General features: G+C 33.0%; 8 protein-coding genes. 6 read left to right on the top strand and 2 right to left on the bottom strand.

Annotated elements, in window-relative coordinates; genetic code table 11:
* The first annotated feature begins 348 nt into the window (after positions 1 to 348).
* On the top strand, positions 349 to 3,390 hold the full coding sequence (locus tag ETSB_RS04310) for a plasmid replication protein, CyRepA1 family (protein WP_044106513.1): 3,042 nt from the start codon (positions 349 to 351) through the stop codon (positions 3,388 to 3,390).
* A gap of 353 nt (positions 3,391 to 3,743) precedes the next feature.
* Here the strand turns inward: ETSB_RS04310 and gorA are convergent, their stop codons facing one another.
* Both gorA and ETSB_RS04320 read right to left on the bottom strand, forming a co-directional pair.
* Positions 3,744 to 5,096 (bottom strand): glutathione-disulfide reductase, encoded by a 1,353-nt coding sequence (gorA, locus tag ETSB_RS04315; RefSeq protein ID WP_044106514.1) that lies wholly within the window; start codon positions 5,094 to 5,096, stop codon positions 3,744 to 3,746.
* A 1,563-nt stretch (positions 5,097 to 6,659) separates the two neighbouring features.
* The gene (locus ETSB_RS04320) at positions 6,660 to 7,274 is read right to left on the bottom strand and encodes a hypothetical protein (RefSeq protein WP_044106515.1); all 615 of its coding nucleotides are present in this window, start codon (positions 7,272 to 7,274) and stop codon (positions 6,660 to 6,662) included.
* Positions 7,275 to 8,166: 892 nt separating this feature from the next.
* Between ETSB_RS04320 and ETSB_RS04325 the strand changes: the two genes are divergently transcribed.
* The 5 genes from ETSB_RS04325 (at position 8,167) to ETSB_RS04345 (ending at position 14,928) form a co-directional block, all read left to right on the top strand.
* The gene (locus ETSB_RS04325; RefSeq protein WP_044106516.1) at positions 8,167 to 8,991 is read left to right on the top strand and encodes a 6-carboxytetrahydropterin synthase; all 825 of its coding nucleotides are present in this window, start codon (positions 8,167 to 8,169) and stop codon (positions 8,989 to 8,991) included.
* A gap of 267 nt (positions 8,992 to 9,258) precedes the next feature.
* Positions 9,259 to 9,711: a CAAD domain-containing protein gene (locus tag ETSB_RS04330; protein WP_044106518.1), complete on the top strand. Its 453-nt coding sequence runs from the start codon at positions 9,259 to 9,261 to the stop codon at positions 9,709 to 9,711.
* 230 nt (positions 9,712 to 9,941) lie between these two features.
* Positions 9,942 to 10,541, top strand: a complete 600-nt coding sequence (locus ETSB_RS04335) for a peroxiredoxin (protein WP_044106520.1) — start codon at positions 9,942 to 9,944, stop codon at positions 10,539 to 10,541.
* A 2,280-nt stretch (positions 10,542 to 12,821) separates the two neighbouring features.
* The gene (locus ETSB_RS04340) at positions 12,822 to 13,418 is read left to right on the top strand and encodes a DUF3038 domain-containing protein (RefSeq protein WP_044106522.1); all 597 of its coding nucleotides are present in this window, start codon (positions 12,822 to 12,824) and stop codon (positions 13,416 to 13,418) included.
* A 43-nt stretch (positions 13,419 to 13,461) separates the two neighbouring features.
* Positions 13,462 to 14,928 carry a DUF4335 domain-containing protein gene (locus ETSB_RS04345; protein WP_044106524.1) on the top strand — a complete coding sequence of 489 codons (1,467 nt, stop codon included), beginning with the start codon at positions 13,462 to 13,464 and terminating at the stop codon, positions 14,926 to 14,928.
* Positions 14,929 to 15,627 lie beyond the last annotated feature (699 nt).

Here is a 15,627-nt window from a genome sequence, read left to right on the forward strand (position 1 = left end):
ATTTTTCCGATCCGACACTTAATTCACTTAATTATTCTACAAATTTTTGAATACAACAAATAAGGGTTTTTATACAAACTAATTGATATTAATAGGTCTAATGTCCAAGTTTAGCTTTTCTCAAATTGGGTTTAATTTATTTTTTGTTTTATACTTAAATCTTCTTCGATTTGTAAGCAAAATGTATATGTGTTTAATTTAAACCTGATAAACTTTTTTCTTTTGTTAGAATAATTTTGTTATATAGTTCATTAGTATCTTTTATAGCTAGAGCCTTTATTCTAAAATTAGAGATCCAAACGCTACATATAGAGTTTGCTTTAATTAGTTTCGAATGAATAAGGGATAATGAACCATAGACAAGAATGGCAAAATAGCGGTGTTGACGAACAATTGATTAACCTCAATGTAACAGCCTTAGAGGGGACTTCCCCTTTAGAGTACTTGTTTTATTCTGACGCACTTCCTAGACGTAATGATGGTCGGGTTAATAATTCCATGTTAAGACGCTATAAACATACAGAACGAGGAGGTTGGTGGTGTTCAGGGGTAGATCTCTTGACAGGTGGCGAGGATTTATGGGGGTGTTTTAAACCCAATTCCCCTCGCACGAGTCATGATGAGCACAAGTTGATCAAGTACGAGCATCCCCCTAAAACATCAGCGGGGGTTTTTGCCTTGCGGGTTCCATTACATCTGTGGCGACAATTAGCCCAACGCTATCACCAGGATATTACTCCAGAAGAGATTAATAATCAACTCCCAGATTTAGGTTTTTGGCAATGGGTGATAAATCATCCTTCGATTCCCGTTTGTATTACTGAAGGGGCTAAAAAAGCAGGGGCGTTGTTAACAGCAGGATATGTTGCGATCGCTCTTCCAGGAATTAATAGTGGCTATCGAACTCCTCGAGATAAGTTAGGTAACCGAATCGGAAAGTCTCGTCTCATTCCCCAGCTCGGAAAAATAGCGATTTCAGGAAGAAAAATTTATATTGCTTTTGATCAAGATAATAAACCAAGTTCGATTAAAGAGGTGAATTATGCTATTAGAAAATTGGGAAGTTTATTCACTCAAGCAGGATGTCAAGTTAACATTATTGTTTGGCTACCGAAATGGGGAAAAGGAGTAGATGATTTTTTAACTCATAAAGGACTAAAAACTTTTAATAAAGCTTACGAACAGGCATTATCTCTAGAAACTTGGAAAGCACAAAGTTTAAGACAATTAACATATCCTTCTGATGTTGAAGTCAGTACTCGATATTTAGGAGATTTACTAATTCCTCCAGCTGCTAAATTAGTAGGAATAAAATCTCCAATAGGAACTGGAAAAACTAAGACTCTTGAAAAGATTGTTGAACAGGCAATCACTTGTCAACAAAAGATATTAGTAATTGGTCATCGAGTTAAGTTGGTTGAGCAACTTTGTCAACGATTTAAAATTCCTTATTTAACAGAAATTCAAAAAAATAATGGTAAAATTTTAAAAGGATGTGGACTTTGTATTGATTCTCTTCATCCTAATTCTTTATCTAATTTTAATCCTAGTGATTGGACAGGTAGTCTAATTATTATCGATGAAGTAGAACAGGTTTTATGGCATGGATTAAATTCAAATACTTGTAAACAAAATAGGGTTTCTATTCTAAGATCTTTTAAAAACCTACTTGAACAAAGTTTAGAATTTCAGGGAAGAGTAGTTATTGCTGATGCAGACTTAAGTGATATTTCTCTTGACTATTTAATTTCTTTGATGGGAATTAAATTAAACCCGTTCATTGTAGTCAACAATTGGAAATCTAACGATAAAGAAACATGGGGAGTATATAATTATACGGAAACTACTCCCCGAGAATGGCTCAAGGATTTAGTGCAACATATTCAGCAAGGGGGTAAACCTTTTGTTTGTCTATCCGCTCAGAAATTAACTAGTAAGTGGGGAACACAAACCCTAGAATTATACTTAAAAAAGCGATTCCCAGAAGTGAGAAGCCTAAGGATTGATTCTGAATCATTAACTGACCCTAATCATGACGCTTATCAATCTATCAACCACCTTAATAAAATTCTATTAAATTACGATATTATTTTGGCTAGTCCTTCCATTGAGACAGGAGTCAGTATCGATATCAAAGATCATTTTACCTCTGTTTGGGGATTAGCTCAAGGGATACAAACTGCTACTTCTGTATGTCAATCACTAGGAAGAATTCGTGATAACATTCCTCGTTATATTTGGTGTGCTTCCTATGGGTTTAATAAAGTAGGAAATGGTTCTACTTCAATTCCCAATTTGTTAACTGCTGGTAATCGTGTTACTCAGTTAAATATTAAGTTGTTACAACAATCTGACTTAACAGCTTTAGATGATATAGATATAGAATTTCAAGCGGAATCTTTACTTTGTTGGGCAAAAATGGCGGTTCGCGTTAATGTTTCAATGATTCATTATCGAGAGTCAATATTAAGAAATATTACTGATCAAAATCATCCAATTCTTCGCAAGAAGAAACTAGTCACTATTCAAGATATCAAAAAATGTAAAAAATATTCGTATAATAGTAAAAATTCTTGTCAATTAATAAAAGCAATTGAAAGTGTTAGAGAACAAAATTATCAAGAAGAATGTGTAATGGTTTCCCAAGGCAAAGAGATTACTGATAAACAATATCAAGCGTTAAATAAGAGGTTAGTTAAAACTGTAGTTGAACGGCATAGCATCAAAAAATATAATTTACAAAGACGCTATTGTATTGAGATAACTCCTCAATTAGTTGCCTTAGATGATGAAGGATGGTATGACAAGATACGTTTACATTATTTTTTAACTTTAGGACGTTCTTATTTAGCAGATAGAGACACTATTCTTGCGAAGAAATTCATAGAAAAAGGACAGGGTAGCCTTTTCCTGCCTGATTTTAATAGTTCTCAATTAGGAGTAATTATTGGAACAATGGAGGTGTTGGGAATGCCGGTGTTACTCATGAACCATGAGCGAAAGTTAAAGCCTACAGATAAAGACTTGCAAGCGATGGCAAGAATTGCTATTAAAAACCGCGCTGAAATCAAGACTATTATGAAAATTGGTATTGCTAAAAATTCTAGTCCTATTACGATCATACGGCGTTTGTTGAATAAGATCGGCTACGGATTAACTTGTATTGGTTCTCAAAAAGTTAATAAAAAGCGAGTGCGAGTGTATCAAGTTGTTCTTCCTGATGATGCTAGGCAAAAGGTATTTAGACAATGGTGGATAAGAGATGGAAAATTACCAGGTAGTTCTGAACCTTGGTTTGAAGAATATACAAATATTAAGTCAGAAATGACTAAAATTCAACATCAGCAGGAAAAAAACAAAAATTATATCCAATTAAGTTTAGAATTTTAAAAATTTGCTTCAATATTTGATCTTAAAAACTATATTTCGTAGAGTGGATTAGATGAAGGTTAGATTTTAATGAAAAATCCTAAGTTTTTATTTACGTCGTAATCCCTAGGTAGGATGGAGAATCAATCTGAGTATATCGAAAGAATAAAATACCAGTAATGAATTGCACCATATCTTATGGGATTATATCCGTAGAAACCTTATAGGTAAAGTATCTACAGATATGATATACAAGGCAACAAATAAAGAGAGATTAAAATGCAGATTTGTGTATTGTCAATAACTAGAAGTTTTTAGGGAAAACCCAATAAAATTGTTAATAAAATATTCCCTAAATTCTAGGATAAAAGACTTTAACGCATGGTCACAAATTCTTCAGCAGAACTTGGATGAATACCCACGGTAGCATCAAAATCAGCCTTTTTAGCTCCCATTTTTACGGCAATAGCTATTCCTTGAATAATTTCGGCAGCATGATCTCCTACCATATGTGCGCCCAAAATCTGATCACTTTCTTGATGAACAACAAGTTTCATCAAAGTTTTTTCCTTTGTGTCAGGCAATACATAATACATTGGACGAAACTCGCTACTATATACTCTGATAGCATTTTTTCCATATTGTTCTTTAGCTTTTGCTTCAGTTAGTCCTACTGTGGCAGCTTCTGGAGTACTAAACACGGCAGATGGGACATTTTCATAACTCATCAGACACGATTTACCTCCAAATTTGGTGTCAGCGAAAGCGCGGCCTTCACTAATAGCGACAGGAGTGAGATTAATACGATCTGTACAGTCTCCGACTGCATATATATTCTGTTCGGCGGTTTGACTATACTTATCGACAACGATTACTCCATTGTGTACTTTAACCTCTGTATTTTCTAATCCTAAGTTTTCTAAGTTAGGGATACGCCCAGTAGCAGCCAATCCAATGGTATCAGCTAATACCATGTCATTATTGCTATCTCCTTCCAGAGAAATTGTTAAACCTTGGTTTGTCTTTTTGACTTCAGAGATGGAACAGTTTTTTAGGATGCGAATACCATGTTCTTCCATAGACTCTTGGATGATGGTTCGGATATCTTCATCAAACCCTTTCAGTATTTTATCGCTGCGAATAATTTGGATGACATCTGACCCTAGTCCATGCATAATACAGGCAAATTCTACCCCAATGTAACCCCCTCCCCAAATGACGACGCGTTGGGGTTGTTCGGGTAGTTCAAACATAGCATCAGAGGTCACTAAATATTCTTTTCCTGGAATATTAGGTTTGATGGGACGTCCCCCTACAGCAATTAAAACTTTATCAGTGGTAACTTTGGTATTTTCCACTTCTACGGTGTGGGGGTCGAGTAATTTACCATGGGCACGATACAGTTGAACATTGGACTTATCCAACATCTTTTGATAAATACCATTGAGACGACCAACTTCCTTATCGATAGCGGCCATCATTTTAGGCCAGTCGAGGATACTTTTAGCCGGACTCCATCCATATCCTTGGGACTCTTCCAAGACTCTAGGGAAATGAGAAGTATAAACCATTAATTTTTTGGGAATACATCCTCTATTAACACAGGTTCCCCCTAGACGATTAAATTCTGCTAAACCGACTCGAGCTCCATATTCGGCAGCGCGTCTAGCAGTGGCAATTCCTCCTGAACCACCACCAATAACGAATAAATCAAAATTAAAACTCATATTTTTACTAAATCTCCTAAATTTTAGGTTTAAACTTTGATCTTGTACTTTTTAGCCCTATCTTTTATCTTAAGATAATTGGTTATTTAAACACAATGAATGATTACCTCTCATTACATATTAAACCTTATTTATAAGTTTCTCTAACTCCTGGAAATATGGTTACTTTTTTATCTGATTTAAACTCTGCAACAAATAATAACTATACTTCCTAAGTATACCTTGTTCTCAGATAGCTAAAATCAATAATTTTCTGAGGTTTAATCTATCGAATAAACCTCAGAAAATTTACACTATTTAAACAAAAATAAACTTAGGTGATTATCGTGAACAATTTTTATACAAACTTTGGACCATGGAGAGAGTTTATATGGGTTATAAACGTAAGAATATTTTAATTTTTTGTTCTATATTAAAATACCAATAATAACAATAGTTTTATTGAAATTTAGTTGATAATTTTGTTTTAAAATTTAAATTTATATTAAACTTAGAACTTCCTTCTTTTAAAATTTTAAAAGAAGGAAGTTCTAAGTTTAATATTTGATAATCATAAAATCAATTTAATTTAAACCCAGCAAAAGTTTAATTAAAATACTTTATAGGTTAATAATTTAATCCTTAATGAGAATATATATTTTCTAATATCAACAAAATTATAGTTATTTAACTTATAATTAGCCTTTTAAATAACAGCTAAATAATAGTAGATTAACCATAAAAAAACAACGTTATAAACAAATATTTTTTCTTGAATTAAAGTACAATAATATTTTACTTGAACTGTTTTACTCATTAAATATAATTGACATATTAACTTAATAATTGTTACTATTAATATTTATTTTTTAATTATATTTATAACCAAACCTATAAATGATAACTGCAATATAATCTAAAAAATATAGTTGAATTAATCACAGAGACTAATAATGTCTATTCCAAAATCATTTCAATTTACTTTTAAAGCTTATATTCCTAAATAATTTAGGAATATAAGCTTTAAAAACTACTATAATCTGATTAATACTTAATCCTTATTCTTGTTAAGAAGACGATGATTGATGGTGGGTTATTCCGTCATAATTTAGTTACTAGAGAAATATTGGTTACCGTTTTAAAGTTAATACCTAAGACATTAAAAATAGAAACTTATCGTTAATTTTTAGCTTTAGGGATGGTCAATAGAACTCTTAAAAAGAGTTTTTAAAATATAGTCATTTAAGTTATTTTTTAAAGTAAAATAAAGGCAATATCTAGTATTTCTACATTTTCAGGCTATCTAATTATTTCTAGTTATTCCCCTTTAACCATTTAGCTATTAGCTTTAATATAAACCCCTCAGAAGCTACTGTGCAAGAAACTAGAAAAGAAGTTTATGAGAGTACTTTTTGAATTAGTCAAATTATTTAAAGATGTTAATCTACAGAATGTATGATATCACACTTTAAGATTTTGTACTGCACAAAAAACATAAAATTACTACATTAGGAGCAGTTTAAATTATCTAATAAAAGAATAAGTTTTAATGAACAAGAGCTAATAATTCATTAGTAACTTTAATTATTTCATAGCTGCTAATAAAGCAATAAGAGCATTATTTTCGTAGGAATTAATTTCTTGATCCAACCAAGCAATCCTTACCGCAAGGGGAAAGACACTCGCCGCTACATCGGGGTCAAGTTTTTTCAATAATTCTGATGATTGAGGAACCTTCAAAGCAGATTTGATACTAATCAAAATAGATTGATCTAACTTAAGGGGGGAAAGCTGAGTTTCTACCTCATGCCAGTCAATCTTACCCTTGGGAATTCCTACTTGGATTAAATAAGCCAGTAATCTAGACAGTTGCAATTGTTGTCCATCATTCATGTGGCTATAATTACCATCAGTAGGGCTACTAATTTTAGAGTGTGATCGCCCAATCTGCATTTCTGATGATCGCAGATTTTTAAGAATTTGTTGCCAGTCTTTAGCATCACATAAATCAGGTTTAGCTACTGTCAGACAAACATGAATGCGTTCAGCATGAGGAGAAAGTTGAGTCACCCTCGCCCGAACCCCAAGGTAACTTAACCAACGAGTAATGGTGTCAACTAGAGTCGCTTGGGTAGCTTGAGAATTTGCTAACAAACGGATTTGGGTTTGAACTAGGGGGCGAACAATTTGGGAGAGCATGATAACTACTAAGATGCTTTAATTTCTCTTCTTTCCGTAATATAGATCAATTGTCAAGTTTAATGTTGTCACAAGGATAGCGAAACCAATTTCGAAAAAAAGTGCAAATCATAGTTTTAATGTGGGCTATTTGGTTGATAAAGAAATTCTTTAGAATCAGTAGGGAACTATTAGGTAATTACTTCTATCCTAAGCTTTATTTAGCCTCGGTACCGAGTTTTTACTTACACAGCAGATTTGTTCTGACTTTTTTGTATGGTTGATTAGTGTAATCAATTCCCAAATGTTCTTAATATCTCTTAGTATTTCACTATTTCTGAACAAAAAATAAAGGATATTCAGGTTGTTTACTCAAACTTTTTTTATAAGAAGGGCGATAGTTCTTAAAGTTAGTAAAACTAAAACTAGAATTTCACCTATTCTTTTAGCTTTTTATTTCAGAGTTTTTGCTTTTTTTACCTATATTTACCCTTAATTATTTGAAACGACATAACTACCTATCCTAGTAAGATTACCAGTTATGTGTCAATCAATCAAGTTTTACTTGAAAAGTACCATTGATTTGAGGTTAATAATCAAAAGAATTTTAGATATAACCTAAATTATCCCACAATACACGGTGTAATTACTATTGCCAACCAACAACTCTATCCCATTAAAGAATTAGTTAATAAGCCTCAAATCAACAGAGTTCCCATGTTTTCTCTTTTTTGAAAATTTAAACTCAAGTAAACTAACTGTTTATTTAAGATCAACAAATCGCTTTCGTCTAGGGTAAAAACCCTACACTACAAAAGTCGAGAGTTAAAAACAGTCCCTAGTTAGTCTATCCTGTTATCCTGAAAAGGACAAGGTTTGTTAAAATCTACGAAAATTATTTTTTCCAACTTTTATGGAATGTATCATTAGCCGCCGCGCTCAATTTTCGGCGAGCCATCGGTATTGGCTACCCGAATTCGATGAAAGGGAAAATCAACGACTATTTGGAGCTTGTACATGGTTTCCTGGTCACGGACACAACTATGTCCTTTACGTTTCCTTAATCGGAGAAGTCGATCAGTATGGCATGGTCGAAAACCTTTCCACTGTCAAGCGAGTTATAAAAAAAGAAGTTACTGGTCAACTCGATTATAGTTATCTCAACGACGTTTGGGAAGAATTCCAACACACCTTACCCACCACCGAAAACCTAGCAAGGGTAATTTGGCAAAGGTTAGCGCCCCATTTATCTCTTGCTAATATCCAATTATTTGAATATCCCCAATTATGGGCACAATACGAAGGAAATGCCATGAAAGCTAGTTTAACCATTTCTACCCATTTTAGTGCGGCACATCGCTTAGCTCTTCCCGAATTAAGCTTAGAAGAAAACACCAAAATTTATGGAAAATGCGCCCGTCCCCACGGGCACGGACACAATTATCATCTCGAAGTTTCTGTTACTGGACAGATAGATCCACGTACAGGAATATTAGTAAATTTAGTCGCCTTACAAGAAGTGGTCAATAACTACGTAGTTGAACCGTTTGACCATAACTTTCTTAACAAAGATGTTTCTTACTTTGCTCAAGTCGTTCCTACCGCCGAAAATATTACTCTTCATATTGCTCAATTACTGCGAAAACCTATTGGAGAACTTGGTGTAGACCTTGATAAAGTTAAATTAATCGAGAGTCCCAACAACTCCTGTGAGATTCATTGTCGTCAGTCTACTTAACTCTTTCAGGGATTAACTCATCAAGAATCTGTCTTAGCAACAACTAATTAGGGGATTAAAATTGAAATAAGTTTATCTCAAGCTACTAAGAATTGATTTAAGATTCAAACTTGAAGATTACAACAGAAAGTTGACAGTTGTTTTGAGGAAATGATCTAGCCATGAGTGTGTCTGGTAATATGGGCAAACGCTAGGCGGTATACTAAATGATACGACTGTCTTGTCGCCTGCAAAAATCTCCAATCTTAGATTAAGGATAGATGTACGATGGAATTCCAAGCTCAAGAAAAAACGATCCCTCAAGACTTAGATACCGACCCTCAAGGCTTAGATGCCGACCCTCAAGGCTTAGATACTGAAGTTCCAGGGACATTGACCAAGCAACTGTCCATGATTGATCAACCTTGGCAAGAGTGGTTAGAACCTGTAGTTTATCTTCTTTCTAATGCCTCTGATTACATTGGAGAATGGTTCAACACCTACAAACAATTGCTGACGACTCTAGGCATTTTCCTTTTTGCTATCATCAGCGTTAAGATTATCGTGGCAGTTCTCGGAGCAATTAGTGATGTTCCTCTTTTGGCCCCTGTCTTACAACTTGTAGGACTAACTCATACTGCTTGGTTTGCGTGGCGTTATCTTTGGAAGGCATCTAACCGCCAAGAGTTAGTGGCTGAATTTGATGCCCTAAGAAATCAAATTTTTGGAGAAAACGCTTAAATCAACTTTTTGGTCGACCCAAATCCCTCCGTACTGTGATAGTCGGAGGATTTTTGATCTATATACCATTAATCTTCTTGTATACAAACATAAAGGAATCTATTAAGGTTTAACAATTATGCCATTGTTCAACAAAACATCGGCAAGGATTTTATGATATATTCAGAACCAAAGGTGAACGTGAAAGTTTTCCCAAGGTTAGCTAGCAGATTTTAGGAGACTTATAATTTATGACCACAGAAGGACGCCTGCAGGTCGGTCACCCTGCGCCAGACTTCACCGCCACAGCCGTTATCGATCAAGAATTTCAGACCAAAAGACTATCTAGCTATCGTGGCAAATATGTCGTACTATTGTTCTATCCCTTAGACTTTACCTTTGTTTGTCCCACTGAGATCATAGCATTTAACGATCACTATGACGAATTTGCCAAACTTAACACAGAAGTTTTGGGGGTATCAGTAGATAGTGAATTCTCTCACCTAGCTTGGATTCAAACTGACCGTAAAGAAGGAGGAATTGGTGATATTAATTATCCCCTGATTTCTGATATCAAGAAGGAGATTAGCACTGCTTATAATGTCTTAGATCCAGAAGCAGGAGTTGCTCTACGAGGACTATTCATCGTTGATAAAGAAGGAATTGTTCAACATTCCACTATTAATAATCTTTCCTTCGGCCGTAGTGTTGAAGAAACCTTGCGGACTCTTAAGGCCATTAAGCATGTTCAAACCCACCCCGATGAAGTTTGTCCTGTGGATTGGAAAGAAGGAGACAGAACTATGATCCCTGATCCTGTGAAAGCGAAAGTATACTTTTCAACTGTTTAGTTTCTCTTTACCTAAATTAAACAAAATCCATGAGCCTCCACTAATTAAAAATCGGGAGTCAGGCTCTGCCTGTAGTCAAGGATGTTTTAGTTTTGACAGTTAATCTTAAGGTGATTAATTGTAATTAGGGATAATATTCACTTCTACGGATTTAGATTCCTCATATAAACGTTTTTGGCTTTTCTCTATTAAGGCGCACAAAGTTGACAGCTAGGTAAAATAAGACCTTTAACTTTTTTTATTATAACTTTATTACAGTTAAGCTAGAAAAGTAACAATTTATTCTCGGTTTATGCTGCCAATTTTTTACTTTTAGTTAGCATTGACCCTAAGTGCATTTTACAAAAATAACTCCTAACAACTCTTTGAAATCTCTAATTTTTAACGATAACAGCTCTTATTCTTAATTTTTATACTAATATTCACTAATAAATAATATTTTCTTTTTTATTATTTTTATAATAAAAGCTCTTAGCTAAAATTATAAACAGTTTATGGAGCGCGGAATGGGAGACTAATTAATGATTACTAGTACCAATCAACAACAAAGCCAAATTGTAGTTAGGGAGAGTTTAGTATTAAAATCGAGACATTACAACTATTAAGTATTTGGATATATACACGAGGTAAATTCTAAGTATACTTTTTCTGGCAAAACTTATCTGGAATCAAAAGGGAAAAATATAATATAAACATTTATTTGCTTTTCTCAAGCTCAACATGAGTGTTGACAAGGCACAAAAATTTTCTAATTTGGGGTGATTCAAGAAAAATTTTAATTCTAGTCTAGTCTGGGAGTTATCCTCCAATTTTCTGTTACGAATGAACTTAGTATAGGTATCTGCTTCAATATCTAAAAGGATTTCTTATTATTTTTCTATAGCGAACTATTCAATTAAAAGGTATTCCCGCCAGATTTTTTTAATGTCTTCTTTGAAATCTTGTAATTGTTATTTAATTATTTTCTTTTTAGAATAATAAAAATTTTGTTATCAAATAGTAATATTTTTTGTTTTATAGGATAGCATGAAACTATTATTAGCGCTTTTTAATTATTCATTAAATTATTAATCTTAAAAACACAAAAGTAAATAAAACTACTCCAAATATGGCATCAATATTTTTGATATTTTAGGTAAAAAAATAGATATGCTTAATTACGACATAATGGAATATACGCTTATAAAATAACTTAAATAAATTAGTTTTTTTCTTTACTTTTAAAGGTGTTTTTCGTTGAAATTGGCTAGGGTAAAAACCCTAAATTTTTCCAGTATATGGGAGTAATTTTAATAATGAGGTTTTAATTAAAACTATATTATTATCTTACCCATTAAATAAAAAGTGATTACAAGGGTTTATGATTATTCGGGAGTTAAATTTTATAAAATAATTCTAAATACCACAACAATTAATCCAATTAATCTAATTATTCTGTCATTAAATGGGTGCCATAGGTAGAAAATAAAGTTAGAGATTGTTATTCTGAGAGAACATCAAATTATTTAGTAAGACACTACATACTAAAAATATACTAAAGAATTAAATTTAATCTCGATTTCCGTAAAAAAACAGAAACTTATAAGGGAGAGAAAAATATTCGTTTTCAATAGACACCTAAGTAATAATAAAAAAAGGGATGACCACTACCCTATTAAATAATACTTTTTACTAACTTTTAAGTCTCGAAACAGATGCCAAAAACTAAACTCTACTAATAAAGTAATTATAAGAGATCAAGTAATAAATTTAATAAAAGTTAAGGAGAGCTAGTCATCGAAATGATAATTATATTACAACTACAATACAAAGAACAAGAAGAAAATAATTGATTGTGAACTTAAGTTAACGAAATATTTCAAGCTACTTCAAAGTAAAAGAGGTGAGAGAGAAATTTCCAGGATCGCCTCTACGGAAAACCTGACTGAATGGGCATCTATAAAAACTAAAGTTAATCCAACAATGATAAAACTAAGGAAAGAATACATGAAGATTCGACGAATCCAAGAAATAATACAAGAGATAGTCGCCGTACTAAGAGAAGTATATAAGACTATTAAGAACTTCTTAGGATTAGTTTTTATTATTACATCAACTGTAGATTATAAACCTATTATCTTATTTCCAATTGCTGAATATATGAGATTGCTTTAGGTTAATAATTATTCCAATGACTAAATGAATCAAGAGTTAAGTAATCTTTTTATAAGCTAGTTTAAAATAGTTAGGTAAGTCAATGCTACAACTACTGATAACGTACTATTGAGGGTAATTCAATCAATGTCTTCTCTTGTTGAAATGTCAATATCTGTAACCAGTTGGGCAGAATCTCCTGTAACTAAAGTTCCTACTTCAGAAGAACTTAAACGGATCAACATCCATTTAGACTTAATATTGCTGGGCTTAGAAGCTTTAACTAATCTTCATGGCGATAGTCTAATTGAAGTAGCTACTGAATTAAGCTTACAGACAACTATGATTCAAAGTTGGCTCCCATGGGTACAAAGACAATCTCTAACGTCGTACGAGAGCCAAAAATCAAAACTATTAAAAGTAGAAGAGGTACGCTCGCTAATCGTTATTATTTGCTATTTATGCCAACAAAATCAAGAAATCATCCGCCGCGCTGTCATTCTTTTGGAACAGATTACAGCTCAAAATAAAGATCCTTTGGGACTTGCCTTACTTAGCAATTACTTTAACAAGTTTAATCGCCTCTATCACTCAAATGTATCTAAAAATAAACGTCTTGAATATCCCCAGTTATCAAAATTAGCTTTTAAACTCTTAGTAGATTTACTCTTTTACAGTACTACTAATGGTCATCACCGTCTTTGGTTAGCTATGTTAGATTATACCCGTTATAACGCCCTTTAAATTATCAACTGCTCTCTCTCAATCCTAAATTTAAAGCCTATTTATGCAATTATTTAGCAATACTCCTATCCGACGACGCTATACTCCTCCTACTTGTACTCTAGAATTGTGGGACAAACGCTCTTATTTATCTCGTTGGCGGGAAGAAGGCTACCCAAAAGAGTTAAACTTTGTGCTAAATTTCGATGATCCTAAACTCTTAGAAGAACAGCAAGTAACGCTTCAGGGAGATCTCCCTCAATTAGAAGTGTTATGTGATGTGGTTGCTTGTTATGTCCAAAATCTTCTCTATCAAACCGTTAATTGTTTGACCGTTACTCATCAAGTTTCCTTTGAAAAGACCACCTGTTCGTCTGAATTATCCTCTTCAAACCCTTCAAGTGAGGAAATAGATGAGCTAAATTTACCTCCTTCATTACGACCTAAAGGATTTTTAAGTCATCAGCTTAATTTAGGTTTCCTAGAAACTCAAGCTTCTCATTCCTTCGTTAGTTTGACTTCTTCTCAACTCTTTGATCTGCTTAACGCTTTAGAAGAATATAAAGAGGATATGAGTGTATTATCTTCTTCGAAGACTTCTATTCAACGTCAAGGAATTTGGGTGTGGACTTGGACAACAGTGGTTGTTTTATTGTCCATTGCTATTCCAATATTGGGACCAAAATGGTTCGATAGACTAAACTCTGGTGATGTATCCCTAATTCAGAATCAAGAAAGTTCAGAACAACAAATGTTATCTTTTTTAGATGTGTTGCCTCCTGTACCACCTCCACCTAGTGCCCCCATTCCTTCTCCATCAATGCCACCAATGTTGGACACAAAAGATATTTTACCCCCCCCCGAAAAGATTAGCATAACGGACCCACCTCTTCGTAATCCATCTGTTGATATAAAACCCCCCACCTCTCCAGTTTTGTCACCTCTCTCTATGTTACCCTTTGCTTCTCCACAAATTTTAACAACTAATAACTACTATCAAGTACATAATCAGCTTTCGGCTGAAGATATCCTAACCCTTCAAGTATCAAAAATCCCTACGATTATGCCTTTTTCTCCTTTGACAGTAACTGATCGTATTAATGCTATTCCTAGTATTCCTACCTCACCTTCCCTACAAGCTGAGGCGTTAGTAGAGCGATTTACTGAAAAACAAACCTCCGAAATCCCAATTGTCAACCCTTTATCAGAAGATAATATCTTTGCTGAAGCAACCCCCCAGACAACTCTTCTTGATGTCATTCCTCAAGTATCAGAAGCTCGTCAGTATTTTCAGCAACGCTGGCAACCCCCTAGAAATCTTTCTCAAACTCTAGAATATCGCTTAATAGTTCAATCTGATGGTTCCTTGAAACAGGCGGTTCCTTTGGGAAAAGCAGCTATTGTGTATTATCAGAAAGCATCTATTCCTACCCCTGGGAGTGCTTTTGTTTCAGCCCTAGATATATCAGAGAATCAAACTATTCGCTTAGTGTTGAGTCCTAATGGTAGGGTTAAAACCTTTTTGGAGTAGTAGCAAACAACTTTTGTGGGTTTTTTAAAAATTTAATTAACCAACTTTTCCAGAATTTTTATTCAAAGATTAGGTTAGAAGGCAAATAAGAAACTCGATTAATTTGCCAAAGAAGTAATTACAAATCTTATAGCAGACAAATACTATATCATTTATTTAATATTTCTGGTATATGCCATCATTATATTGATAATTGTTTAAAAAATCTGTATACTCTAAAAATTAATACGCTCTATTAGACGTAAATTAAAGTAATTTTGTATAAACTTAATTTTAAAATATTTCTCGTTGAGTGTTGTACTAAATAAAATGTATTTATAAATTTCAAAAAAGGTAAAAATGAAAGAAATAATTACTTTATTTTCTAAATAAATTAGACTAAAAAATTTACTATTTATATTTAAAAAAATAAATATAGTCATCTTTTATGATGCTAGCTAAGTACATATTAATTGGTTTTATTCTAAAATAATTAAAAGAAAAATAGTTATATATTTCTTATTTGTACTCTCTAACTAAATAGAATAAAAGAAAATAGTCTGAAATTAAAGATTATAAAAATTACGAAGTAATTTTTATAAATAAATATGATTTGGCTAAGATAGTTAAATAAAGTAATTTTTATAAATAAATATGATTTGGCTAAGATAGTTAAATAAAGTAATTTTTATAAATAAATATGATTTGGCTAAGATAGTT

The organism is cyanobacterium endosymbiont of Epithemia turgida isolate EtSB Lake Yunoko (assembly GCF_000829235.1).
Lineage (GTDB): Bacteria > Cyanobacteriota > Cyanobacteriia > Cyanobacteriales > Microcystaceae > Rippkaea.

Bases quoted from the DNA above. Each gene is read 5' to 3' on its own strand.
- ETSB_RS04345 (WP_044106524.1), top strand. From the start codon at position 13,462: ATGCAATTATTTAGCAATACTCCTATCCGACGACGCTATACTCCTCCT.
- ETSB_RS04335 (WP_044106520.1), top strand. From the start codon at position 9,942: ATGACCACAGAAGGACGCCTGCAGGTCGGTCACCCTGCGCCAGACTTC.
- ETSB_RS04340 (WP_044106522.1), top strand. From the start codon at position 12,822: ATGTCTTCTCTTGTTGAAATGTCAATATCTGTAACCAGTTGGGCAGAA.
- ETSB_RS04325 (WP_044106516.1), top strand. From the start codon at position 8,167: ATGGAATGTATCATTAGCCGCCGCGCTCAATTTTCGGCGAGCCATCGG.
- ETSB_RS04310 (WP_044106513.1), top strand. From the start codon at position 349: ATGAACCATAGACAAGAATGGCAAAATAGCGGTGTTGACGAACAATTG.
- ETSB_RS04320 (WP_044106515.1), bottom strand. From the start codon at position 7,274: ATGCTCTCCCAAATTGTTCGCCCCCTAGTTCAAACCCAAATCCGTTTG.
- gorA (WP_044106514.1), bottom strand. From the start codon at position 5,096: ATGAGTTTTAATTTTGATTTATTCGTTATTGGTGGTGGTTCAGGAGGA.
- ETSB_RS04330 (WP_044106518.1), top strand. From the start codon at position 9,259: ATGGAATTCCAAGCTCAAGAAAAAACGATCCCTCAAGACTTAGATACC.